The sequence below is a fragment of the Lysinibacillus sp. NPDC096382 genome, assembly GCF_044762845.1.
In the GTDB taxonomy this organism is placed as follows: domain Bacteria; phylum Bacillota; class Bacilli; order Bacillales_A; family Planococcaceae; genus Lysinibacillus.
This window is the reverse complement of the sequence record NZ_JBIWFC010000033.1, coordinates 1-21392: the sequence shown is the minus strand read 5'-3', so window position 1 is coordinate 21392 and position 21392 is coordinate 1. Positions and strand designations below refer to the sequence as shown.

The 21392-nt window shown below is 37.1% G+C and carries 20 protein-coding genes, 1 rRNA gene, 1 pseudogene and 1 other annotated feature; of the genes and pseudogenes, 16 read left to right on the top strand and 6 right to left on the bottom strand.

Annotated features, from left to right (window positions below; all coding sequences use genetic code 11):
• The 4 genes from rrf to asnB all read left to right on the top strand — a co-directional run.
• Window positions 1–91: ribosomal RNA gene (gene rrf, locus ACIQZA_RS25130) — 5S ribosomal RNA — on the top strand; the annotation flags it as partial.
• 298 nt (window positions 92–389) lie between these two features.
• Window positions 390–1853, top strand: a complete 1464-nt coding sequence (gene guaB / locus ACIQZA_RS25125; RefSeq protein ID WP_142510978.1) for an IMP dehydrogenase — start codon at window positions 390–392, stop codon at window positions 1851–1853.
• Window positions 1854–1994: 141 nt separating this feature from the next.
• On the top strand, window positions 1995–3326 hold the full coding sequence (locus ACIQZA_RS25120) for a D-alanyl-D-alanine carboxypeptidase family protein (protein WP_400941698.1): 1332 nt from the start codon (window positions 1995–1997) through the stop codon (window positions 3324–3326).
• A gap of 250 nt (window positions 3327–3576) precedes the next feature.
• Complete coding sequence (gene asnB / locus ACIQZA_RS25115; RefSeq protein WP_402884539.1) at window positions 3577–5415, top strand: asparagine synthase (glutamine-hydrolyzing); 1839 nt, start codon at window positions 3577–3579, stop codon at window positions 5413–5415.
• Between the two features lie 25 nt (window positions 5416–5440).
• On the opposite strand, the gene pdxR is transcribed toward asnB, so the two are convergent.
• Window positions 5441–6865: a MocR-like pyridoxine biosynthesis transcription factor PdxR gene (gene pdxR, locus ACIQZA_RS25110; RefSeq protein ID WP_400941693.1), complete on the bottom strand. Its 1425-nt coding sequence runs from the start codon at window positions 6863–6865 to the stop codon at window positions 5441–5443.
• A 105-nt stretch (window positions 6866–6970) separates the two neighbouring features.
• Here pdxR and pdxS point away from each other — a divergent pair, with 105 nt between their 5' ends.
• The 3 genes from pdxS to serS all read left to right on the top strand — a co-directional run bounded on the left by pdxS (window position 6971) and on the right by serS (window position 10046).
• The gene (gene pdxS, locus ACIQZA_RS25105) at window positions 6971–7855 is read left to right on the top strand and encodes a pyridoxal 5'-phosphate synthase lyase subunit PdxS (protein ID WP_132364678.1); all 885 of its coding nucleotides are present in this window, start codon (window positions 6971–6973) and stop codon (window positions 7853–7855) included.
• 3 nt (window positions 7856–7858) lie between these two features.
• Window positions 7859–8422 (top strand): pyridoxal 5'-phosphate synthase glutaminase subunit PdxT, encoded by a 564-nt coding sequence (gene pdxT, locus ACIQZA_RS25100; protein WP_400941688.1) that lies wholly within the window; start codon window positions 7859–7861, stop codon window positions 8420–8422.
• Window positions 8423–8471: 49 nt separating this feature from the next.
• Window positions 8472–8695, top strand: a binding site (T-box leader).
• Window positions 8696–8765: 70 nt separating this feature from the next.
• Window positions 8766–10046: a serine--tRNA ligase gene (gene serS, locus ACIQZA_RS25095; RefSeq protein ID WP_400941686.1), complete on the top strand. Its 1281-nt coding sequence runs from the start codon at window positions 8766–8768 to the stop codon at window positions 10044–10046.
• 89 nt (window positions 10047–10135) lie between these two features.
• Here serS and ACIQZA_RS25090 read toward each other — a convergent pair whose 3' ends face one another.
• The 3 genes from ACIQZA_RS25090 to tadA all read right to left on the bottom strand — a co-directional run bounded on the left by ACIQZA_RS25090 (window position 10136) and on the right by tadA (window position 12582).
• Window positions 10136–10378 carry a TM2 domain-containing protein gene (locus tag ACIQZA_RS25090; RefSeq protein WP_255505312.1) on the bottom strand — a complete coding sequence of 81 codons (243 nt, stop codon included), beginning with the start codon at window positions 10376–10378 and terminating at the stop codon, window positions 10136–10138.
• Between the two features lie 253 nt (window positions 10379–10631).
• Window positions 10632–11771, bottom strand: a complete 1140-nt coding sequence (locus ACIQZA_RS25085) for an SPFH domain-containing protein (protein WP_400941683.1) — start codon at window positions 11769–11771, stop codon at window positions 10632–10634.
• Window positions 11772–12063: 292 nt separating this feature from the next.
• Window positions 12064–12582 carry a tRNA adenosine(34) deaminase TadA gene (tadA, locus tag ACIQZA_RS25080; protein WP_400941680.1) on the bottom strand — a complete coding sequence of 173 codons (519 nt, stop codon included), beginning with the start codon at window positions 12580–12582 and terminating at the stop codon, window positions 12064–12066.
• Window positions 12583–12768: 186 nt separating this feature from the next.
• Here tadA and ACIQZA_RS25075 point away from each other — a divergent pair, with 186 nt between their 5' ends.
• From ACIQZA_RS25075 to ACIQZA_RS25040, 8 genes are all read left to right on the top strand, one after another.
• Complete coding sequence (locus ACIQZA_RS25075; RefSeq protein WP_400941677.1) at window positions 12769–13104, top strand: ArsR/SmtB family transcription factor; 336 nt, start codon at window positions 12769–12771, stop codon at window positions 13102–13104.
• 18 nt (window positions 13105–13122) lie between these two features.
• Window positions 13123–14076: a cation diffusion facilitator family transporter gene (locus ACIQZA_RS25070; RefSeq protein ID WP_400941675.1), complete on the top strand. Its 954-nt coding sequence runs from the start codon at window positions 13123–13125 to the stop codon at window positions 14074–14076.
• A 78-nt stretch (window positions 14077–14154) separates the two neighbouring features.
• Entirely contained in the window at window positions 14155–14487 is a 333-nt protein-coding gene (locus ACIQZA_RS25065) for a metal-sensitive transcriptional regulator (protein WP_142510989.1), read from the top strand.
• 57 nt (window positions 14488–14544) lie between these two features.
• Window positions 14545–14751 carry a copper chaperone CopZ gene (gene copZ / locus ACIQZA_RS25060; protein WP_323657532.1) on the top strand — a complete coding sequence of 69 codons (207 nt, stop codon included), beginning with the start codon at window positions 14545–14547 and terminating at the stop codon, window positions 14749–14751.
• Window positions 14752–14832: 81 nt separating this feature from the next.
• The gene (locus ACIQZA_RS25055; RefSeq protein WP_400941700.1) at window positions 14833–17244 is read left to right on the top strand and encodes a heavy metal translocating P-type ATPase; all 2412 of its coding nucleotides are present in this window, start codon (window positions 14833–14835) and stop codon (window positions 17242–17244) included.
• Window positions 17245–17518: 274 nt separating this feature from the next.
• On the top strand, window positions 17519–18157 hold the full coding sequence (locus ACIQZA_RS25050; protein WP_142510991.1) for a deoxynucleoside kinase: 639 nt from the start codon (window positions 17519–17521) through the stop codon (window positions 18155–18157).
• The gene (locus tag ACIQZA_RS25045) at window positions 18154–18822 is read left to right on the top strand and encodes a deoxynucleoside kinase (RefSeq protein WP_142510992.1); all 669 of its coding nucleotides are present in this window, start codon (window positions 18154–18156) and stop codon (window positions 18820–18822) included. The genes ACIQZA_RS25050 and ACIQZA_RS25045 overlap by 4 nt, the downstream gene beginning before the upstream one ends.
• Before the next feature lie 250 nt (window positions 18823–19072).
• Window positions 19073–19600 carry an LOG family protein gene (locus ACIQZA_RS25040; protein ID WP_400941671.1) on the top strand — a complete coding sequence of 176 codons (528 nt, stop codon included), beginning with the start codon at window positions 19073–19075 and terminating at the stop codon, window positions 19598–19600.
• A gap of 174 nt (window positions 19601–19774) precedes the next feature.
• On the opposite strand, the pseudogene ACIQZA_RS25035 reads toward ACIQZA_RS25040, so the two are convergent.
• Window positions 19775–20108, bottom strand: a pseudogene (locus tag ACIQZA_RS25035) (6-aminohexanoate hydrolase).
• Entirely contained in the window at window positions 20101–20337 is a 237-nt protein-coding gene (locus ACIQZA_RS25030) for a helix-turn-helix transcriptional regulator (RefSeq protein ID WP_400941669.1), read from the bottom strand. The pseudogene ACIQZA_RS25035 and the gene ACIQZA_RS25030 overlap by 8 nt, the downstream one beginning before the upstream one ends.
• A 290-nt stretch (window positions 20338–20627) precedes the next feature.
• On the opposite strand from ACIQZA_RS25030, the gene ACIQZA_RS25025 reads away from it, so the two are divergent.
• Window positions 20628–21248, top strand: a complete 621-nt coding sequence (locus ACIQZA_RS25025; protein ID WP_400941667.1) for an RraA family protein — start codon at window positions 20628–20630, stop codon at window positions 21246–21248.
• The last annotated feature ends 144 nt before the right edge of the window (window positions 21249–21392 follow it).

Sequence of the window (21392 nt, the reverse complement as noted above, 5' to 3'; positions counted from 1 at the left end):
CACCCGTTCCCATACCGAACACGGAAGTTAAGCTCTTTAGCGCCGATGGTAGTTGGGGGCTTCCCCCTGTGAGAGTAGGACGTCGCTAGGCAATGTAAACAGTCAGCTGAGTGCTGACTGTTTGTTTTTTTATAAAAAACCTTAATAATTTATCAATAATTCAGCAAAACTTGCCTAAAATAAGACAGAGCTTAACTATTATCTATTCTAAATGTAGAAGAAATTAAAAAAGCCTATATTTTACTTAGTGGAAAAAGGGCGAAAAGACTATCAGAGTTACCACATCGAAAAATCTGAATTGTCTTTCTTTTATAAGTTTCTTGACAGTAGCTTAGCACGTTGTTAATCTTACAATTAATATTCTTTTAACTATAGGAGGACGTTACGAAATGTGGGAAACTAAATTTGCCAAAGAAGGTTTAACTTTTGATGATGTATTATTAGTACCAGCGCATTCAGAAGTATTACCGAAAGATGTTGATTTATCAGTTCAACTAACACCGAAGATTAAATTAAATATTCCAATGATCAGCGCAGGCATGGATACAGTTACAGAGTCTAAAATGGCAATTGCTATGGCACGTCAAGGTGGTATCGGTATTATCCATAAGAACATGTCGATTGATGAGCAAGCTGAGCAAGTAGAAAAAGTAAAACGTTCTGAAAATGGTGTTATTACTAACCCATTCTTCTTAACTCCGACTCACCAAGTTTTCGATGCTGAGCATTTAATGGGTAAATACCGAATTTCTGGTGTACCAATTGTTGATAGTATGGAAAACCAAAAGCTAGTAGGGATCATTACAAACCGCGACTTACGTTTCATTTCCGACTATTCTTTAAAAATTGAAGAAGTTATGACAAAAGAAGATTTAATTACAGCTCCTGTTGGAACGACTCTAGAGGATGCTGAAAAGATTCTTCAACAATATAAAATCGAAAAGTTACCAATTGTAGACGAAGAAGGTAAATTAACTGGCTTAATTACAATTAAGGATATTGAGAAGGTAATTGAGTTCCCTAACGCTGCTAAAGACATACATGGTCGTTTATTAGTAGGGGCAGCAGTTGGTGTTTCAAAAGATACGATGATACGTATTGAAAAGCTGGTTGAAGCACAAGTAGACATCGTAGTAATCGATACAGCTCACGGTCATTCTGAGGGTGTATTACAAACAATTCGCTCTATCCGTGAATCTTATCCAGAGCTTGAAATTATCGCTGGTAACGTGGCAACTGCTGAAGGTGCACGTTCATTATTTGAAGCTGGAGCAGATGTAGTAAAAGTTGGTATTGGCCCAGGATCTATTTGTACTACTCGTGTCGTAGCAGGTGTTGGTGTACCACAAATTACAGCTGTTTACGATTGTGCGACAGTAGCGCGTGAGCTTGGTAAAGCAATTATTGCTGATGGAGGCATTAAATACTCAGGAGACATCGTTAAAGCTCTAGCAGCTGGTGGTAACGTTGTAATGCTTGGTTCACTTCTTGCAGGTACTTCTGAATCTCCTGGTGAAACTGAAATCTTCCAAGGTCGTCGCTTTAAAGTTTACCGTGGTATGGGTTCAATTGGAGCTATGGAAAAAGGTTCAAAAGATCGATACTTCCAAGAGGATGCGAAAAAATTAGTACCAGAGGGTATTGAAGGTCGCCTTCCATACAAAGGACCACTAGCAGATACAATTTATCAACTAATCGGTGGTATTCGTGCAGGTATGGGCTATTGCGGTTCAGCTAACCTTGAGTACTTACGTGAAAATGCTCAATTTATTCGTATGACAGGTGCAGGTCTACGTGAATCACATCCACATGATGTACAAATCACAAAAGAATCACCAAACTATTCGATGTAATATATTACTAGCAACTTTTATGCTCTCGAATCGTCTACAAAGATGACACGAGAGCATTTTTTTATGATAGAGAGTGCGCACGGACATTACTATATATGATAAAATGTCGAGGACAAGAATATTTTTTGGAGGGCTTTAAAGGTGAAAAAGACAATGAACACTGTTATACGCTTACTCCTAATTCCTGTTTTGTTATTTAGTGTTTTAGCAGGTATTCCAGCGAAGGCAAATGCAGAAACAGATTTAGGACTACACGTGGATGCTGCAATTTTAATTGACGCAGATTCAGGAAAAATTTTATATGAACAAAATGCAGATACTTCACTAGGTATTGCGAGTATGACAAAAATGATGACTGAATACCTGTTATTGGACGCAATTAAAGCAGGTACAGTTAAGTGGGATCAGGAATATCATGTAACTGATTATACGTATAAAATGTCTCAAGATCGTGCGTTAAGTAATGTACCATTGCGTAGAGATGGATCTTACACAATTCGTGAATTATATGAGGCAATGGCAATTTACTCTGCAAATGCTGCAACAGTTGCTATAGCAGAAACAATTGCAGGTACTGAAACTGAGTTTTTAAAACTAATGAATAAAAAAGCAGAAGAGCTTGGTCTTAAAGACTATAAATTCGTAAACTCTTCTGGTCTTAACAATGCAAATCTATTTGGTATGCATCCAGCAGGTACTGGACCAAATGATGAAAACGTAATGCCTGCTAAATCTATAGCTAAATTAGCATATCATTTACTAAAAGATCATCCTGATGTATTAAAAACGTCTAAAATTGCAAAAAAGACGTTCCGTGAAGGTACAAAAGATGCAATTAACATGGAAAACTGGAACTTTATGTTGCCAGGATTGGTGTTCCAATATGAAGGCGTTGACGGTTTAAAGACAGGAACAACAGAGTTTGCTGGTCATTGCTTCACAGGTACCGCTGAACGCAACGGTACACGTTTAATTGCTGTTGTTATGAAGGCTGTAGATGCAAATGGACAAGGTTCATATAAAGCTCGTTTTGATGCAACTGCAAAATTATTTAATTATGGTTTCTCACAATTCTCAAAACAAGAAATTATTCCAGCGAACTATAAGTTTAAAGATCAAGAAACAGTAAAAGTTACGAAAGGTAAAGAAAACAAAGTAGCGATTGCTGTTAAAGAACCAGTTTCATTTATGGTTAAGTCATCTGAGAAAGATTTATATAAACCTAAACTAGTTTTAGATAAAAAGAGTCTTGAAGCAGAGGTTAAGAAGGATACAGTTGTCGGGAAGTTAGTTATTGAACGCTCAGAGGGCACAGATTACGGTTTTATTGACGGTAAGGACCTTAAAGCCGATGTTGTTACAACAGAGACTGTGGAGCGCGCTAGCGGTATCTCATTATTCTTCCAAGGTGTTGGTAGCTTCTTCGGAAACTTATGGAGTGGCATTACTGACTTTGTTGGTGGCTTATTTTAACTTATTTCAGTAGAAGTCTCCACCTCTATAGACGGAGATGAATGCGGGTTTAAGTTACTTTCCAGCGGCTGTCCAAACATCTTCTGAAATAAGTTAAAGCCTCCGGCCGATTCCAGACACAATTATGCCGAGGCATAATTGATAATAATTAATAAAAGGAACACGTAGATGTTTTTAAAACATCTACGTGTTCCTTTTTCACATTTTTACGCTTTACTGCATACGCTATTAGGCGAAAGGATGTGGCTAAATGTGTGGTATTACAGGATGGGCTAGCTTTCAAAAGGATTTAAGAACAACTAATGACATTCTAAAGTTAATGACGCAAACGTTAAATAAACGAGGGCCAGATGATGAAAATATTTGGTGTAGTGAGCATATTGCATTTGGTCATCGTCGGCTAGCCGTCATAGATTTAATCGGTGGGAAGCAACCGATGAAAAAAGTACACGATGGTGCAAACTATGTCATTACATATAATGGCGAGCTATATAATACAGAAGAACTAAGAAAAGAGCTGCAAAAGAGAGGGCATCTTTTTACAACACATTCAGATACGGAAGTATTATTAACTGCTTATATTGAATGGAAAGAGCAGTGTGTTGATTTTTTAAATGGAATTTACGCTTTTGGTGTATGGGATGAACAATCACAATCTCTGTTTTTATGCCGAGACAGATTAGGTGTAAAGCCTTTATTTTACACAGAACAACAAGACGGCTTACTTTTTGCATCCGAAGTGAAAGCATTATTAGCTCATCCATTGATTAAAACAACCGTTAATACGGAAGGGCTAGCAAATATTATGGCTGTAGGACCGTCTAGAACGCCCGGAAAGTCACCTTTTCAGAATATTAATGAGTTACGTCCAGGATATGCAATGCGTTTTTCTAGAGAGGGTATACGCGTTTGGCAGTATTGGCAGTTACAGAGTAAACATCATGAAGAGTCATTAGAGGAGACAATCGATCATGTCCGTTTTTTACTAACGGATGCTATTGAACGACAGCTTGTTTCAGACGTACCAATCTGTACATTACTTTCAGGAGGATTAGATTCCAGTATTATTACGGGAATTGCTGCAACCATGTTTCAGCAACAAAATAAAGGCAAACTTCATACGTACTCTATAGACTACGAGGATAATGAACGTTTTTTTAATCCACATGCTTTTCAAACATCCACGGACACGTATTGGATTCAAAAAATGACAGATACCTTTAGTACAACACACCATGCTGAAGAAATTTCTCAGCAGCAATTAATCGATTGCTTAGTAGAATCTGTCATCGTTAGAGATTCACCAGGAATGGCAGATGTTGACTCATCGTTATTATGGTTTTGTCGAGAAATTAAAAAGGATTTTACCGTTGCGCTATCAGGTGAATGTGCAGATGAAATTTTCGGTGGTTATCCATGGTTTACAGAAACGACTACAGGTTTTCCATGGATTCGTTCATTGTCTGAAAGATCAACAATGTTACAAGAGCGATGGCGTAAGAAATTAAAAGTTGAATCATATGCGCAACAGGCTTTTTCGGAGACAATTGCTGAAGTACCATATCTTGATGGGGAGAGTATTGAGGAAGTAAGGCAACGAGAAATGTTTTATTTGAATATGGTATGGTTTATGCAAACATTGCTGGAACGAAAAGACCGTATGAGCATGGGGGCGAGTCTTGAAGTCCGTGTGCCGTTTGCAGATCATCGTCTTGTAGAATATACGTGGAATATTCCTTGGGAAATGAAAAATTTAAACGGTATGGAAAAGGGTTTACTTCGTAAAGCAATGCAGCATTTATTGCCAGAAGAAGTTTTATATCGGAAAAAGAACCCGTATCCTAAAACGTATCATCCAGTTTATACAGCGGGCGTTCAAAAATGGCTCAAAGGCATAATGGAGGACAAAAACTCAATTCTTCATGAATTATTTGAACGACAGAAACTAATAGAGCTCATTGAATCGGGTGGCAGTTCTTTCAAAGTTCCTTGGTATGGACAATTAATGGCAGGTCCACAGCTTTTAGCTTATCTGGGTCAAATTCATACATGGTTTGAGCTTTATAATATTCAGCTAATAGAATCATAATATCAAAGAAAAACCATTCAACCTTTTAACGTGAGGTTGATTGGTTTTTTTTCTGTATATCCCAACAGTTCATTAGCTTTTCGATAGAAGGTTCAATTTCATGTACAGGTATGCCTCCAAAGCCTAGTAAAAATTGAGCTTTTAAGGGTGAAGAGTGATCCAAGCGATAATCAGAGAGTGGATAGATTCTGATCTCCGCATTGGAAGCAAACTGCTGTAATTGCTTTTCAGACAAAGTATGTTGTACATCGAGTAAAATATGCATGCCTGCTTGCTCACCAGTAATGTTAATTTGATTAGAATAGTTTTCTAAAATAGAAGTAAGTTTTTCATGCTTTTTTCGATATATCTTCCTCATTCGATTTAAATGCTTAGCAAAATGGCCGTCACGCATAAAATTAGCTACAATATGTTGATCGAAACGAGGTACTGTCGATGAGTAGTAGTTAAATACGTCATTATAAGCGGCAAGTAATTTTGGTGGAAGTACAAAATAAGCGACGCGCAAGGACGGCATTAATGATTTTGTAAATGTACTCATATAAATTACTTTATCATTTCGATCTAATGCATGAAGTGCAGGAATTGGTTTTCCAGTATAACGAAATTCAGAATCATAATCATCTTCAATAATGTATCGAGAGGAGCTTTGTGAGGCCCAATTTAAAGCCTGTGCACGTCTTGTCGCCGATAATACTGCTCCTGTAGGGAATTGGTGAGATGGCGTGATATAAACAACGTCAGCGCTAGTTTTTTCGAGCTCATGAATGATAATTCCTTCATCATCGACTGCAATTGGATAAACCTTTCGCTTATGTTGGGAAAACATACGATGCACAGCTGGATATCCAGGGTTTTCAAGGGCAAAACAAGTATTGTCACTAAAGAGGCGCAAAATCATTGGTAGAAGCTGTTCTGTTCCTGAACCGATGACAATTTGCTCGGGACTACAAACAACCCCGCGTGATTGAAATAAATAATTAGCAATCTCTGTTCGCAAAGATAGTTCTCCCTGAGGCTCACCTGTTAATAATAATTCCTTTGAGGCATCATCAAAGAGCTCTTTCGCATATTTTCGCCATGTCTGAAAAGGGAAGGCATCAATATCGATCGAACCAGGATTAAAATCTATCTTGTACGATTTTTTCTTAGGTTGTTCGTTTAAGGAAGTTATTGTATCCTGCTGAATATACGGAAGCTCGTCAATTTCCTCTACAAAATAACCGACACGGGATTTAGACATAATATACCCTTCAGCAAGTAGCTGTGCATAGGCAATTTCAATTGTTGTTTGTGAAATATTCAAAAAATCGGCTAATTTTCTTTTTGATGGTAATTTTTCTCCTACTGCTATTTTATTTGTAATAATAGCTTCTTTAATGCCGCGATAAAGCTGATCGTAGAGCGGTTTTTCACCATTTTTTTCTAGTTGGAATAATAGCATGTCCATGTGCATTAATTCTCCTGACCTTACGATTATTTTATAAACTGGATATTTTTATATGGTCAATTTCCATTATACTAAATTTCATCATAAAGGTGGAGGTTAGAAATCATGAAACAAACAGGTACAGAATTAGTTAAGCGCGGGATGGCGGAAATGCAAAAGGGTGGCGTCATTATGGATGTTATTAATGCAGAACAGGCGAAAATTGCGGAAGCGGCGGGAGCTGTAGCTGTTATGGCATTAGAGCGAGTACCATCAGACATTCGCAAGGCGGGTGGTGTTGCACGTATGGCTGATCCTCGTATTGTCGAGGAGGTATTGGGGGCAGTATCCATTCCTGTAATGGCTAAAGCACGTATTGGACATATTGTAGAAGCAAGAGTGTTAGAAGCAATGGGTGTCGATTATATTGATGAAAGTGAAGTATTAACGCCAGCAGATGAAGAGTTTCATTTATTAAAAAGTGATTACACAGTGCCCTTTGTTTGTGGGTGTCGTGATTTAGGCGAAGCTGCTCGACGCATTGGTGAGGGAGCTTCTATGCTACGAACTAAAGGGGAACCAGGGACAGGTAATATTGTTGAGGCAGTTCGTCATATGCGTAAAGTGAATGCGCAAGTACGTAAGGTAGTTGGTATGACAGAGGATGAATTAATGACCGAGGCTAAATTGCTCGGTGCTCCTTTTGAATTATTAAGAGAAATTAAGCGTCTTGGCCGTTTACCAGTAGTGAATTTCGCAGCAGGTGGGGTTGCTACTCCAGCGGATGCAGCATTAATGATGGAGCTTGGAGCAGACGGTGTATTTGTTGGTTCTGGTATTTTTAAATCAGAGAACCCAGAGAAATTTGCTCGTGCAATTGTTGAGGCTACTACGCATTATAAGGACTACAAGTTAATTGCTGAAATTTCAAAAGAGCTAGGTGTTCCGATGAAAGGCATCGATATTGCACAGCTTAGTCAAAATGAGCGTATGCAAGAGCGAGGCTGGTAAAAAATGAAGCGAATCGGTGTTTTAGCATTACAGGGAGCGGTAAGAGAGCATGTGCAAATGTTAGAGTCTCTTGGATGCGAAACGGTCTTAGTAAAACAAAGTGCTGATTTAGAGAAGCTTGATGGACTTGTTTTGCCTGGTGGAGAAAGTACAACGATGCGGAAATTGCTGAATCGCTATGAGCTATTGGAGCCAATTCGCGCACTTGCAAAGCACGGTTTACCGATGTTTGGAACATGTGCAGGATTGATTTTATTAGCAAAGGAATTAGTGGATTATGAATCACATTTAGCAGTAATGGATGTGGTAGTTGCACGGAATTCTTATGGACGTCAGGTAGATAGCTTTGAAGTGAAGCTCGACATACCGGAAATAGGTGCTGCTATTCCGGCAGTCTTTATACGTGCGCCACATATTGTTTCCATAGGTGAAGGTGTTGAAATATTAGCGGAGCATGAAGGCAAGATCGTGTTAGCAAAGGACGGCCATTTCTTAGGATGTTCCTTCCATCCAGAATTAACGTCAGATGCACGAATTCTTGAATATTTTGTATCTTCTATGGTATGACTTGCAAATTTTCACTTCATATAGTACAGTATGGATAAAATTTAAATAACTGAACACGATGATGGGAAGTAGTAGCAAGCACGTTTTTTTTAGAGAGTCAGCGGGTGGTGGAAGCTGATAAAAGCACTTGTGAATCCGTCCTGGAGTTGCGCAGTCGAAGTTAATGAAGTAGGCTGTCGCCGGCTGAAATGCCGTTATGAAATAAGTGGATTAGACAAAGTACAATGTGTCTAATCAATTAGGGTGGCAACGCGGGTAGCTCTCGTCCCTTTTGGGGATGAGGGCTTTTTTGTGTTTTTACTAACTATTTTCCCATCATTAAGAATCTACTGGAGGTATGACGATGTTAGATATTAAACGCGTGCGCGATAATTTCGCGGAAATTAAAGAAATGCTATTAACACGTAATGAGGATTTAGGAAACTTAGACGATTTTGAGCAATTAGATGCAAAGCGTCGTGAATTAATTGCAAAAACAGAAGAGCTTAAAGCTGAGCGCAATAAAGTATCTGAGCAAATTTCTATTATGAAGCGTAACAAAGAAAATGCGGATGAAGTTATTGCACGTATGCGTCAAGTTGGCGATGAAATTAAAGAGCTAGATGTTCAATTAAATGATGTAGAAGAACGCTTTAACGATATGATGATGCGTTTACCAAACGTTCCACATGAATCTGTACCAGTTGGCACAACAGAGGACGATAATGTGGAAGAATATACTTGGGGTGAGATCCCAACATTTGATTTTGACATTAAAGCACACTGGGATATCGCTACAGACTTACAAATTGTTGACTTTGAACGTGGTGCAAAAGTGACTGGTAGTCGTTTCTTATTCTATCGTGGTCTTGGCGCTCGTTTAGAACGTGCTTTAATGACGTTTATGATGGACTTACATGCAGAAGAGCATGGTTATGAAGAAATGTTACCACCTGTAATTGTCAATCGTGATAGCTTAACAGGGACAGGACAACTACCTAAATTTGAAGAAGATGTCTTTAAGTTAGATGACACAGATTATTTCATGATTCCAACAGCAGAAGTACCTGTGACAAACTTCTATCGTGATGAAATTTTACCAGCTGAAGCATTACCACATGGCTTTGCAGCATATAGTGCATGCTTCCGTTCAGAAGCAGGTTCTGCGGGACGCGATACACGTGGTTTAATTCGCCAACATCAATTCAACAAAGTAGAATTAGTACGCTTTGTTAAACCAGAAGAATCTTATGAACAGCTAGAACTATTAACAGGTCATGCAGAAAAAGTACTACAATTATTAGGGTTACCATACCGCAAACTAAAAATGTGTACAGCTGATTTAGGCTTTACTGCTGCGAAAAAGTACGATTTAGAAGTTTGGATTCCAGCTCAAAATATGTACCGCGAAATCTCTTCATGCTCTAACTTTGAAGATTTCCAAGCACGTCGAGCAAATATTCGCTTCCGTCGTGAGCCAAATGCAAAACCAGAGTATGTACACACATTAAACGGCTCAGGTCTTGCAATCGGCCGTACAGTAGCAGCAATCCTAGAAAATTATCAGCAAGCTGACGGAAGCGTAGTAATTCCTGAAGTATTAAGACCATATATGGGCGGAAAAGAAGTAATCGCTCCAAAGTAAGCCGAGTCGAAAACAAAGCGGCTAAAAGAAAAAACTACTGTTGAAAATATCTAATCTCTACAGTAGTTTTTCTTTTTTAAAAAAGTAGGTTAGCGAGGTCGAACTCGATGTTTCACAGAGAAGTTATGTTCGTTAGAAAGCAAGTAAATAACGCCCTCTATAAAGCCTATAAGGGCCGGAATATATGTCCAGAAGAAGATGAGGTACAATATACCTTGTCCAATTTTCCCTAAGTAAAATTTATGGATTCCGATTCCACCTAAAAAGATAGCTAGTACCCCTGCGACTGTTTTATTTTTTATAGGCCAAGAAGGATCGATGCCGTCAAACATAGGAGCTGAATATTGGGGCTGTGTTTGATATACAGGTTGTGATTGCTGTTGATAAACTGGTTGTTGCACAATTTGCTGTTCTTTTTGGAAATTGAATTTTTCACCACAATATTTACATTGAGCTAATGTGACATCAGCCGCTGCACCACATTGTGGACATTCGATATTTTTCATGTCAATATCTCCTAATCAATGATATTTGTTTAATTTACATTTTCCGATGTATCGTTTTTAACTACACTGTTATGATTATCTATTGAATTGATTCGACTGGAGTACCGCAGTTATTACAAAATTTCGAAGTAACATCTAGTTCTTGTCCACATGAACAAACAGGCTTGTGTAAACTAGTTCCACAAGAAGAACAGAATTTTGATGATTCCTCGTTTTCACTCTGACAAGAATGGCATGTAATGACCTTTAGCGTTAAATTTTCACCACATAAGTTGCAAAATTTACTAGTAGATAAGATATTACCATGGCAAGAAGGACATATTTTATGTGTAACATTATTGCTAGGCTGTTGTACTTGTTGATTCATCATAGTCACCATACCTTGCCCTACGCCTAAGCCAACTCCACTTGTAGCAAATAATCCAGCTACTCCATTCTCATTTGATGCAGCAGATTCATATATATCAAAGCTACGTTGTGTTACATAACGATTGTCACCCATAATTTCGAACTTAGCTTTATCTTGTAAAATTTCATTTATTTTATTGAAATCTTCCTCTGGGAAATTAATTGATTGAATATGGAAATGGGCCATTATAAAACCATACGCATTGAATTCTTCAGATATTTTTCCTTTTAAACTATTTGAAATATTATGAAGCTCTGTTGTTATTTCTAGTGCAGAGATTTTCTCATTAATAATTTTATTTGCAAGTTCAGTTTTTATGGATGTAATAAGAGAACCTTTAAAGTAATCTTGTACTTTTTCGAAACTAACAATATCATCTTTATTCATAGAGCCTATAACTTCTGTAAAGAATAATAAATAGTCATCAAGGCGAAGAGCCAATTGTCCAAATGCTCGTATACGTAATTTTACAAAGTATTTTGGGTCAATTAGTTGAATAGGATCAGAGGTTCCCCAATATAAATCTAATTTTACCGTTAGATTTATAAAGTAGATTTCTGCTGAAAAAGGTGTATCCCCTCCATAAGTAAAATTCACAACATGGTGAAGTAATGGTAAGTTATTGGTTGATAAAACATGTGTGCCTGAATTAAATACATCACATATTTGCCCACCCTTTACAAAAATGGCTACTTGACCTTCGTTGACGATAAGTGTAGTACCTAACACTAGCTTTTCATTCGGATGCTTGTAGATTAACCAATCGCGTGAGCGTAAACCATCGAACTTCACTCTATCAAAAATAGGCATTAAAACATTACCTCCCTATTAATTACCTTTTAAATTAAATTATTACTAGTTATATTTTCCCTTTTCAGTTTATGCATGTCAATGGTTTATGTGTATTGAAATTTTTCTTTAGGTTAGTCAGTAATGTACTTGCTATATCGCTTTTTCCATTTTTTTTAGACTGCGTATTTAAAAACATTATTGTTATGAATAATGTTGTCGCTATTACAACCTATTTCATATATATGCTATCCCCTAATCATAGAAAAGAAGGTGCCTCAATCTGAGACACCTTCTTCACTATGTGAAATTTTTAAAATTTTTCATTTTCAACAACTAAAGCTTGTCGTGCCTTTTTCTCTGCTTTTTTTCGTTCACGTAATGCTCGGAAAAAATCGGTTAAGATTTGTCCGCATTCCTCAGCTAAAATTCCTTCTGTTACTTCGCATTCATGGTTAAAGCGTGCATCGTTTAATAATCGATAGAGTGAATCTACACAGCCTGCTTTTATATCCCTTGCACCATATACGACACGCGGCACACGAGATTGCAAAATTGCACCTGCACACATAGGGCAAGGTTCAAGTGTCACATAGAGTGTTGTTTTTTCAAGACGCCAGCTTCCTATTTTTTTACAAGCATCTTGAATAACCATTAATTCAGCATGCGTCGTTGCATTTTGTGTTGTTTCTCGTAAATTATGAGCTCGTGCAATAATCTCTCCATCATATACAAGCACAGCCCCTATTGGCACTTCTCCAAGTAAAGCTGCTTTCTTAGCTTCTTCTAGTGCACTGTTCATAAACAATCGGTCTGTTTTAAAAATATCCACTATGATCTCTCCTTATCACTTAGTGTATCTTGCTTAATTGACAATTGCTACTATCAAGTATGTCTCGGAATAATCGCGTCTGGATTCGGTAAGAACGTAAAACGTTGACATTTCCAAAAAAACTATTTATATTTATATATGAACATATTCTCATATATAAATATAAAAAGGTTAGGAGTAAACTAAATGGATGAAAAATTACGAAATACAGAGGTTCAGGATAACAAAAAGCAACATTTAGACGAAGAAACTCTATTTGTCGTGTCTCAAACATTTAAAGCATTAAGTGATCCGACAAGAATTCGTATTTTAAATTTATTATGTACGGATGAACATGCAGTCAACGACATTGCTAAGGTTTTAGATTTAGGTCAATCAACAGTTTCACATCAATTACGTTTTTTGAAAAATTTACGGTTAGTGAAATATAGAAGAGAAGGTACAACTTTATATTATTCAACAGATGATGATCACATTATGAATTTGTTGATGCAAGCTATTGAGCATGCTACACATAACTAGATAATGGGGGGATAAAACATGGGACATAATCATGATCACAGCCATGATCATACACATGGCGCAAACAAAAAGGTTTTAATAGTATCATTTATTATTATTACGAGTTATATGATTGTTGAAGTGATTGGTGGCTATTTAACAAATAGTTTGGCTCTTTTATCCGATGCAGGTCATATGTTAAGTGATGCCATTTCATTAGCAATAGCCTTACTTGCCTTTATATTGGGAGAAAAGGCTGCAAGCTATAGTAAAACGTACGGTTATAAACGATTTGAAATTTTAGCAGCAGTATTAAACGGTGTGACATTAATTTTTATTGCTTTATTCATTTTCTATGAAGCAATAAAACGTTTTGCAAATCCACCAGAAGTGGCAACTACAGGGATGTTGATTATTAGTACAATCGGTCTTTTGATCAATATTTTAGTCGCTTGGATTATGATGCGTGGCAGTGATACACAAGATAATTTAAATATGCGTGGAGCTTTTTTACACGTATTAAGCGATATGCTTGGATCTGTAGGGGCCATCGTAGCCGCATTATTAATGATGTTTTTTGGTTGGGGCTGGGCTGATCCATTGGCGAGTGTTATTGTTGCAATATTAGTATTGAGAAGCGGCTACTATGTAACGAAGGCTGCTGTTCATGTTCTTTTGGAAGGAACACCTTCAAACGTAGACGTTGAAGAAATTATACAAACTATTGTACAGACAGATAGTGTGCATAGCATTCACGATTTACACATTTGGACAATAACAAGCGGAACAAATGCACTTTCTTGTCATGCAGTTGTTGATGGCCAGCTAAAAATTGCGGATAGTGAGCATATATTACGAGAAATTGAACATAATCTTGAGCATAAGGGCATAAAGCACGTAACGATTCAATTGGAAACAGTAGCACATAAGCATGATAACTCCATTTTATGTACAATAATAAATGAGCAGTCAAATCATCACCATCATCATTAAAAAATTCTAAAAATTTTCGGCTTTACATACCCTTCGTAGGTATGGTAATATAAAATTGTAAGGTAGGAGGTGTATTAAATGGAGGATAAAGTGAAAGAAGATGCTTGTCATACAGAGGAAGCTACTTCGTGCCGAAAAAGTCATCATCCTGAACGCGTTAAAAAGGATTTAACGACTCGTTTAAATCGAATTGAAGGTCAAATCCGAGGTATTAAAGGGATGATTGACAAAGACGTTTACTGTGATGATATTATTACGCAACTGTCTGCCACACAGTCTGCTTTAAATAGTGTTGCAAAGATATTATTAGAAGGTCATTTAAAGGGATGTGTAGTAGATCGCCTATCAGAAGGTGATGATGCAGTGTTAGATGAATTAGTAGTGACTATTCAAAAGTTAATGAAAAAGTAAATTTTTTTAAGAAATATATACCCCTATACAGTACTTAACATTAAAGGAGAGATATTTATGCAAAACGTAACTTTAAACGTACAAGGAATGTCATGTGGACATTGTGTAAACTCAGTAGAAAAAAGTGTTGGCGCTTTAACTGGCGTTGAACAAGTAAAAGTAAACTTAGCAGAAGGTTTAGTAGATGTAGCATTTGACGAAACACAAGTATCTCTAGACCAAATTAAAGAAACGATCGATGATCAAGGCTATGACGTTAAATAATATAAATAGGGTGCTCTTGTAGCACTCTCTTATTTTCAATTTAACATACCCCGTGTTGGTATGTGGAGAGGAGAAATGATGATGAGTTCGGAAATAAAAGAAGCAAATTTGCAAATTACAGGTATGACATGTGCAGCCTGTGCGTCTCGTATAGAAAAAGGTTTAAATAAAATGGATGGTGTAGAACAAGCGACAGTTAATTTAGCTCTTGAAAAATCATCCATTAAATATGATCCGACAAAATTAAACGAAGAAGACTTTGAAAAGAAAATTGAAGCACTTGGTTATGGTGTCGTGAAGCAAAAAACAGAATTCAATATTACGGGCATGACATGCGCAGCCTGTGCTACACGTATAGAGAAGGGTTTAAATAAACTAGCAGGTGTATCCTCTGCAAACGTTAACTTAGCACTCGAAAAAGCTACTATAGAATTTAATCCATCTGAGGTGACGATTGCAGATATTATTGCAAAGGTTGAGAAATTAGGATATGAGGCTCATCAAAAGGCAGATGAGCAAGAAACTGTGGATCATCGTGAGCTGGCCATCAAACAACAGCAGAAAAAATTTATTTTATCGGCCATTCTTTCATTACCATTACTGTGGACGATGGTAGGACATTTTTCATTTACATCATTTTTATATGTTCCTGAATTTTTAACGAATCCATGGGTGCAAATGGTGTTGGCTACGCCTGTTCAATTTATTATTGGGAAACAATTTTACGTTGGAGCCTACAAAGCTTTACGTAATGGTAGTGCCAATATGGATGTACTTGTAGTAATGGGAACATCTGCGGCGTATTTTTATAGCGTATATCAAGCAATTATTACTGCGGGGTCACATCATGCCCCTCACCTATATTTTGAAACGAGTGCCGTATTAATTACTTTAATTTTATTAGGTAAATTATTTGAGGCAAAAGCAAAGGGTCGCTCATCTGAAGCAATCAAGAAATTAATGGGCCTTCAGGCAAAAACGGCCATCGTTGTTCGTGACGGTGTAGAGAAAGAAGTACCGTTAGAAGAAGTAGTCATTGGTGACATTATTTTAGTGAAGCCTGGTGAAAAAATTCCTGTTGATGGTAAGGTATTAGAAGGAACAACAGCTGTAGATCAATCAATGTTAACAGGGGAAAGTTTACCTGTTGATAAAAAGCAAGGTGACCTATTATTTGGTTCTACTATAAATAAAAATGGCTTCATTAAAATGACGACGACTAAAGTCGGTCGTGAAACAGCCTTAGCACAAATTATTAAAGTTGTAGAAGATGCACAAGGCTCCAAAGCGCCAATTCAGCGCTTAGCAGATCAAATTTCAGGTATTTTTGTACCAATCGTTGTTGGCATTGCACTTGTCACGTTTTTAATTTGGATTATTTGGGTGCAACCTGGTGAATTTACGCCTGCACTTGAAGTTTTAATTGCAGTTCTCGTTATCGCTTGTCCATGTGCGCTTGGATTAGCAACGCCAACTTCTATTATGGCGGGTTCTGGTCGTGCAGCGGAATTTGGTATTTTATTTAAAGGTGGAGAACATTTAGAGCAGACACAAAGCATCGATACAGTAGTTGTTGATAAAACAGGTACAGTGACACACGGCAAACCTGTATTAACGGATGTTATACTAGCAGCAAATCAAGATGAAGCACGCTTTTTATCGTTGATTGGTGCAGCAGAGAAGCAATCAGAGCATCCGTTAGCAGAAGCAATTGTTCAAGGGATTGTTGATCGCGGTATTAATCTAGGAGATGTTCAATTCTTTGAAGCAATACCGGGTTACGGTGTGCAAGCGACGGTCTCTGGTCAAGGCGTTATCATCGGTACACGTAAATTGATGCAACAATACAGTATTCATATGGATGATATTCTACCAACAATGGAGCAATTGGAGGAAAACGGTAAAACGGCAATGCTAGCTGCCATTAACGGTCAGTATGCTGGTCTAGTAGCAGTTGCTGATACAGTGAAAGATACTTCAAAAGAAGCGGTTAGTCGTCTACAAGAGATGGGCATTACTGTAATTATGATGACTGGTGATAATGAACGTACAGCACAAGCAATTGGAGCAGAAGTTGGTGTGAATCATGTGATTGCCGAAGTACTTCCGGAAGGCAAAGCTAATGAAGTGAAAAAACTGCAAGCTACGGGTAAAAAAGTAGCGATGGTTGGTGATGGCATTAATGATGCCCCGGCACTTGCGACAGCTACTATTGGGATGGCGATTGGTACCGGTACAGATGTTGCTATGGAAGCAGCGGATATCACACTGATTCGCGGCGATTTAAACAGTATTGCAGATGCTATCATCATGAGTCGTAAAACAATGCGCAACATTAAACAAAACTTATTCTGGGCATTCGCTTACAACACATTAGGTATTCCAATTGCCGCAATCGGTTTACTAGCTCCATGGGTAGCAGGTGCAGCGATGGCCTTTAGCTCCGTATCTGTCGTTTTAAATGCACTGCGTTTGCAGCGAGTTAAATTATAAGGGGAAAGATAGATCCACTTTGAGTGGGTCTACTTTTTATTTATTTCAGCGGATGTCACGGTATTGGTTTTCGCCTCCTATTTTAATAGAGAAATAGTTTGGTTCTGTTTTTCACTTTCTCACTATGATACAATGAAAAACACTGATTTATTTTTAACTTCTTTCAGCCGATTCCGGACGCATTGAAAGCGAAGCAATAGCTACAATATAATACAAACCCCGAGAGACGGGTAATTGACGATAGAATCCATAGAACATAAAGGAGGAGCTTCTGGTGACGGTTCCATTTGTTACGGTAGAAGGTCCGATTGGTGTTGGTAAAACCTCTTTATCTAAAGAGATTGCAGCGACATTTAATTACCATCTATTAAAAGAAATAGTAGACGAAAACCCTTTTCTAAATAAGTTTTATGAAAACATAGAGGAGTGGAGTTTCCAGACGGAAATGTTCTTCCTATGTAATCGCTACAAACAATTATCGGATATAAAAAATTTCCGTTTAACAGATGATAAACCTGTTGTAGCGGACTACCATATTTTTAAAAATTTAATATTTGCAAAGCGTACATTGGCATCAGCTGAGTATGATAAATACGAGGAAATATATAAAATATTAACGAAAGATATGCCTGTACCGAATGTAGTTGTTTATTTACATGCCAGTGTTGATACATTGATGAAACGTATTGCGATGCGTGGTCGTGAATTTGAAAAAATGATTTCACGGGATTACATGGAGCAACTGGTGGCAGATTATCATTCCTTTATCGAGCATTTTGAGAATATGCATCCTGATATTCCTGTTATTCGATTTAATGGTGATCAGCTTGATTTCGTAAAAAATCCAAATGATTTGAAATATGTTTTACAAACAATAAAGGATACGTTACAACAAAGGAGCTTGCAACAATGAATTTGAGAGAGAAATATGGTATTCCTCCACAAACGGTCATTACAATCGCTGGTACGGTTGGTGTAGGGAAGTCAACAATGACAAAGGCGTTGGCAGAAGCGTTAAATTTCCGTACTTCATTTGAAAAGGTGGATACTAACCCATATTTAGATAAATTTTATGAGGACTTTGAAAAATGGAGCTTCCATTTACAGGTGTATTTTTTAGCGGAGCGTTTTAAGGAGCAGAAACGAATCTTTGAATATGGAGGCGGGTTTATTCAGGACCGTTCAATCTACGAAGATACAGGGATTTTTGCTAAGATGCATTATGACAAAGGTACAATGAGCCCAACGGATTACGAGACGTATACAAATTTATTTGATGCGATGGTGATGACACCGTATTTCCCACATCCAGATTTACTTGTTTATTTAGAGGGGCCAATTGATGCTGTAATTGGTCGTATTCAAGAGCGTGGACGTACAATGGAGCAACAAACACCGAATGATTATTGGATTGAAATGCATGACCGCTATGAGAACTGGATCAATAATTTTAATTCATGCCCAGTTCTTCGTTTGGATATTAATGATTATGATTTATTAAAAAATCCTGAGGCAATTGAATCAATTGTGAGCCGCATCAGTCATATGCTAAAACAAACGAGCCATTTACGTAAATAGGAAATAAACTATGCTTAAATTTTAATGTGTATAGTAAGGGAAACATTGCTTTCTGGCCGAAAGCGGAGCGGCAGGCACAAACAAGTCATTTACGTAAATAGGAAATGCACTATGCTAAAATTTATGACCGAATGCGCAGCTACGTGCAGAAAAAAGTAATTGAAGAAAATAAATGATCAAAAGACGTGAGACAATATGTAGCCTATTGTGTCACGTCTTTTGAGTAGGAGGGATTGTTATAAAAATAGCGGTGTATTGCGGTTCCGGCTTAGGCATAAACCCAATTTATGCAGAGAAAGCAGCCGAATTAGGGACTGTATTAGCTCAAAATGGTCATGGTGTCGTTTATGGTGGTTCGAAAACAGGACTGATGGGGAAAGTTGCAGATGCAGTATTAAAAGCTGGAGGAGAGGTTATTGGCGTGATGCCAACTCATTTACAGCAGCGGGAAATAGCACATGCCTCGTTAACAGAGCTTCATTTTGTTGAGTCTATGCATGTACGTAAAGCCAAAATGGTAGAGTTAGCAGATGCTTTTATAGCTTTACCAGGTGGTGGAGGGACAATGGATGAATATTTTGAAGTGTTTACATGGGCACAAATTGGACTACATGAAAAACCTGTAATTTTATATAATGTAAATAATTTTTATGATGCGCTTTTACAACAACTTCAGAAAATGCTGGAGGAAGGTTTTATACGAACTGAACAGAAGTCACTTGTTCATGTAGCTACTACATCGGAAGAAGTATTACATTTATTAAAAAAACATGGGTAATTTTTTGCCGACTTCATGCCACGTTTTTTATAGCTTCACTTTTCCGCTCTTCAGAATCATGAAGTAGTGCTACTTTAAAATAAATAAAAGAATCCATTTTGAAAAAAGATTGATCAAAATGGATTCTTTTCTAATGAATTTGTTAAATTTTATAAATATTTAAGCTATGTAAGATTATTTAATTTCTTTTCTATATAATCTAATTGCATAAATTGCCCCAATTAAAAATACAATGCCTTGAAGTAGTAGAAAGAACTGACGGAAGTATTCGATATTACTATCAACTAATGAAATAAAAATAGCATTCATAATAATTTGGGTAGTAAACATACATGAAATGATTTTAAGATAGATAGATAGCATTCGTTCTTTCATCGGGTTGCCCAATTTTTCTACTGAAGATGAAAAGTATAACTATAGAACCTAGTAATAGAATGGCTGTAATTCCTACAACAATATTAAAATTATCAGTACTTTCTAACATCCAATTGTTTAATAAATCAATCATTATTATCTTCCTTTCGTACATAAGAGAATATTTCACTTATATCAACCTCAAAAAAGTTGGCTATTCGATATGCTAACACTAGTGAAGGGGAATAATTATTCTTTTCCATTACAAAGATAGTTTGCTTAGAAACTCCAACAGCGTCAGCTAACTCCTTTTGGGACATTCTTCTTAACACCCTATGTTCATACACCTTATTTTTAATCGAATCACCAAATTCTCCTTTCAAAACAATCGCCTCCTATTGGTAAACTTATACTTAATATATTTATTTTTATATAAAAGTAAGTTTATATGTGCCTTACTATAAATATCATTTATACAATTTACTCCTGTAGTTAGAGAAAAAACAGGATTTTTAATTAAAAACTTTATTACAGATGATTGATCTTTTTAACAATTATTAATGCTAGTAGCGACATAAATTACGTAATTTTCTGAAATATATTGAAATAGTAGATGAGTTTTATTTACAATAATTGTGTAAAGCTTTCGTAAATTATAATAGGGGTGTTATAGATGACAAAAGTGGAAGTAAGTTTTAAGCATTTGCCAACGACTGCAGTTTCAGATGCGACAGGAGGACATACGAATTTACGCAGTGATATTAAACCGTTAGCAGATCATTATAAAATTGCTGGCCGTGCGGTAACAGTACGCTTACCAGATGGCGAAAATGGTGCAGTATTGGAAGCCATTCGAGCTACTCAAGAAGGGGATATTTTAGTAATTGACGCTAAAGGGAATACCAATCGTGCAGTTGCTGGTGATTTTGTTCTTTCATTAGCGAAGGGTATAGGTGTACAGGGCTTTGTCGTTGATGGTGTTATTCGTGATATTGCAGCTATTCGTGAACTAGACTTTCCCGTATTTTCACTTGGTACAACGGTAGCAGCTGGCAATAAAAATGGCGGTGGCCAAGTAAATGTTCCTATTGCTATTGGAGGCGTTTCTGTTCGCCCTGGTGATTATATTATTGGGGATGTGGACGGTGTCGTTGTCGTGCCACAGGAAGATGCAGAGCGTATTGTAGCAGCCGCTGAGGTAAAGCTTGAAAAAGATGACGTACGTGCTCAAGAGGCACATGCAAATGGAAAAGAATCTATTATTAATTATTTAGATAAAGTATTAAAGTATTAACTCCTTTCAGTGATCAAAAATAAAAAAACCCTCACGATGCCATCCATACTGAACTGCGCCCCAATTGTTAGACACATCTAACAATTGGAGGTGCAGTTTTTGTATGGTCAAAAAATATACTGCCAAAGATAAATTACAAGCTGT

What these genes read in the sequence shown, in the direction of transcription:
- guaB (WP_142510978.1), top strand. Translation starts at nt 390, where the DNA reads ATGTGGGAAACTAAATTTGCCAAAGAAGGTTTAACTTTTGATGATGTA.
- asnB (WP_402884539.1), top strand. Translation starts at nt 3,577, where the DNA reads ATGTGTGGTATTACAGGATGGGCTAGCTTTCAAAAGGATTTAAGAACA.
- pdxR (WP_400941693.1), bottom strand. Translation starts at nt 6,865, where the DNA reads ATGGACATGCTATTATTCCAACTAGAAAAAAATGGTGAAAAACCGCTC.
- pdxS (WP_132364678.1), top strand. Translation starts at nt 6,971, where the DNA reads ATGAAACAAACAGGTACAGAATTAGTTAAGCGCGGGATGGCGGAAATG.
- pdxT (WP_400941688.1), top strand. Translation starts at nt 7,859, where the DNA reads ATGAAGCGAATCGGTGTTTTAGCATTACAGGGAGCGGTAAGAGAGCAT.
- serS (WP_400941686.1), top strand. Translation starts at nt 8,766, where the DNA reads ATGTTAGATATTAAACGCGTGCGCGATAATTTCGCGGAAATTAAAGAA.
- ACIQZA_RS25090 (WP_255505312.1), bottom strand. Translation starts at nt 10,378, where the DNA reads ATGTTTGACGGCATCGATCCTTCTTGGCCTATAAAAAATAAAACAGTC.
- ACIQZA_RS25085 (WP_400941683.1), bottom strand. Translation starts at nt 11,771, where the DNA reads ATGCCTATTTTTGATAGAGTGAAGTTCGATGGTTTACGCTCACGCGAT.
- ACIQZA_RS25075 (WP_400941677.1), top strand. Translation starts at nt 12,769, where the DNA reads ATGGATGAAAAATTACGAAATACAGAGGTTCAGGATAACAAAAAGCAA.
- ACIQZA_RS25070 (WP_400941675.1), top strand. Translation starts at nt 13,123, where the DNA reads ATGGGACATAATCATGATCACAGCCATGATCATACACATGGCGCAAAC.
- ACIQZA_RS25065 (WP_142510989.1), top strand. Translation starts at nt 14,155, where the DNA reads ATGGAGGATAAAGTGAAAGAAGATGCTTGTCATACAGAGGAAGCTACT.
- copZ (WP_323657532.1), top strand. Translation starts at nt 14,545, where the DNA reads ATGCAAAACGTAACTTTAAACGTACAAGGAATGTCATGTGGACATTGT.
- ACIQZA_RS25055 (WP_400941700.1), top strand. Translation starts at nt 14,833, where the DNA reads ATGAGTTCGGAAATAAAAGAAGCAAATTTGCAAATTACAGGTATGACA.
- ACIQZA_RS25045 (WP_142510992.1), top strand. Translation starts at nt 18,154, where the DNA reads ATGAATTTGAGAGAGAAATATGGTATTCCTCCACAAACGGTCATTACA.
- ACIQZA_RS25025 (WP_400941667.1), top strand. Translation starts at nt 20,628, where the DNA reads ATGACAAAAGTGGAAGTAAGTTTTAAGCATTTGCCAACGACTGCAGTT.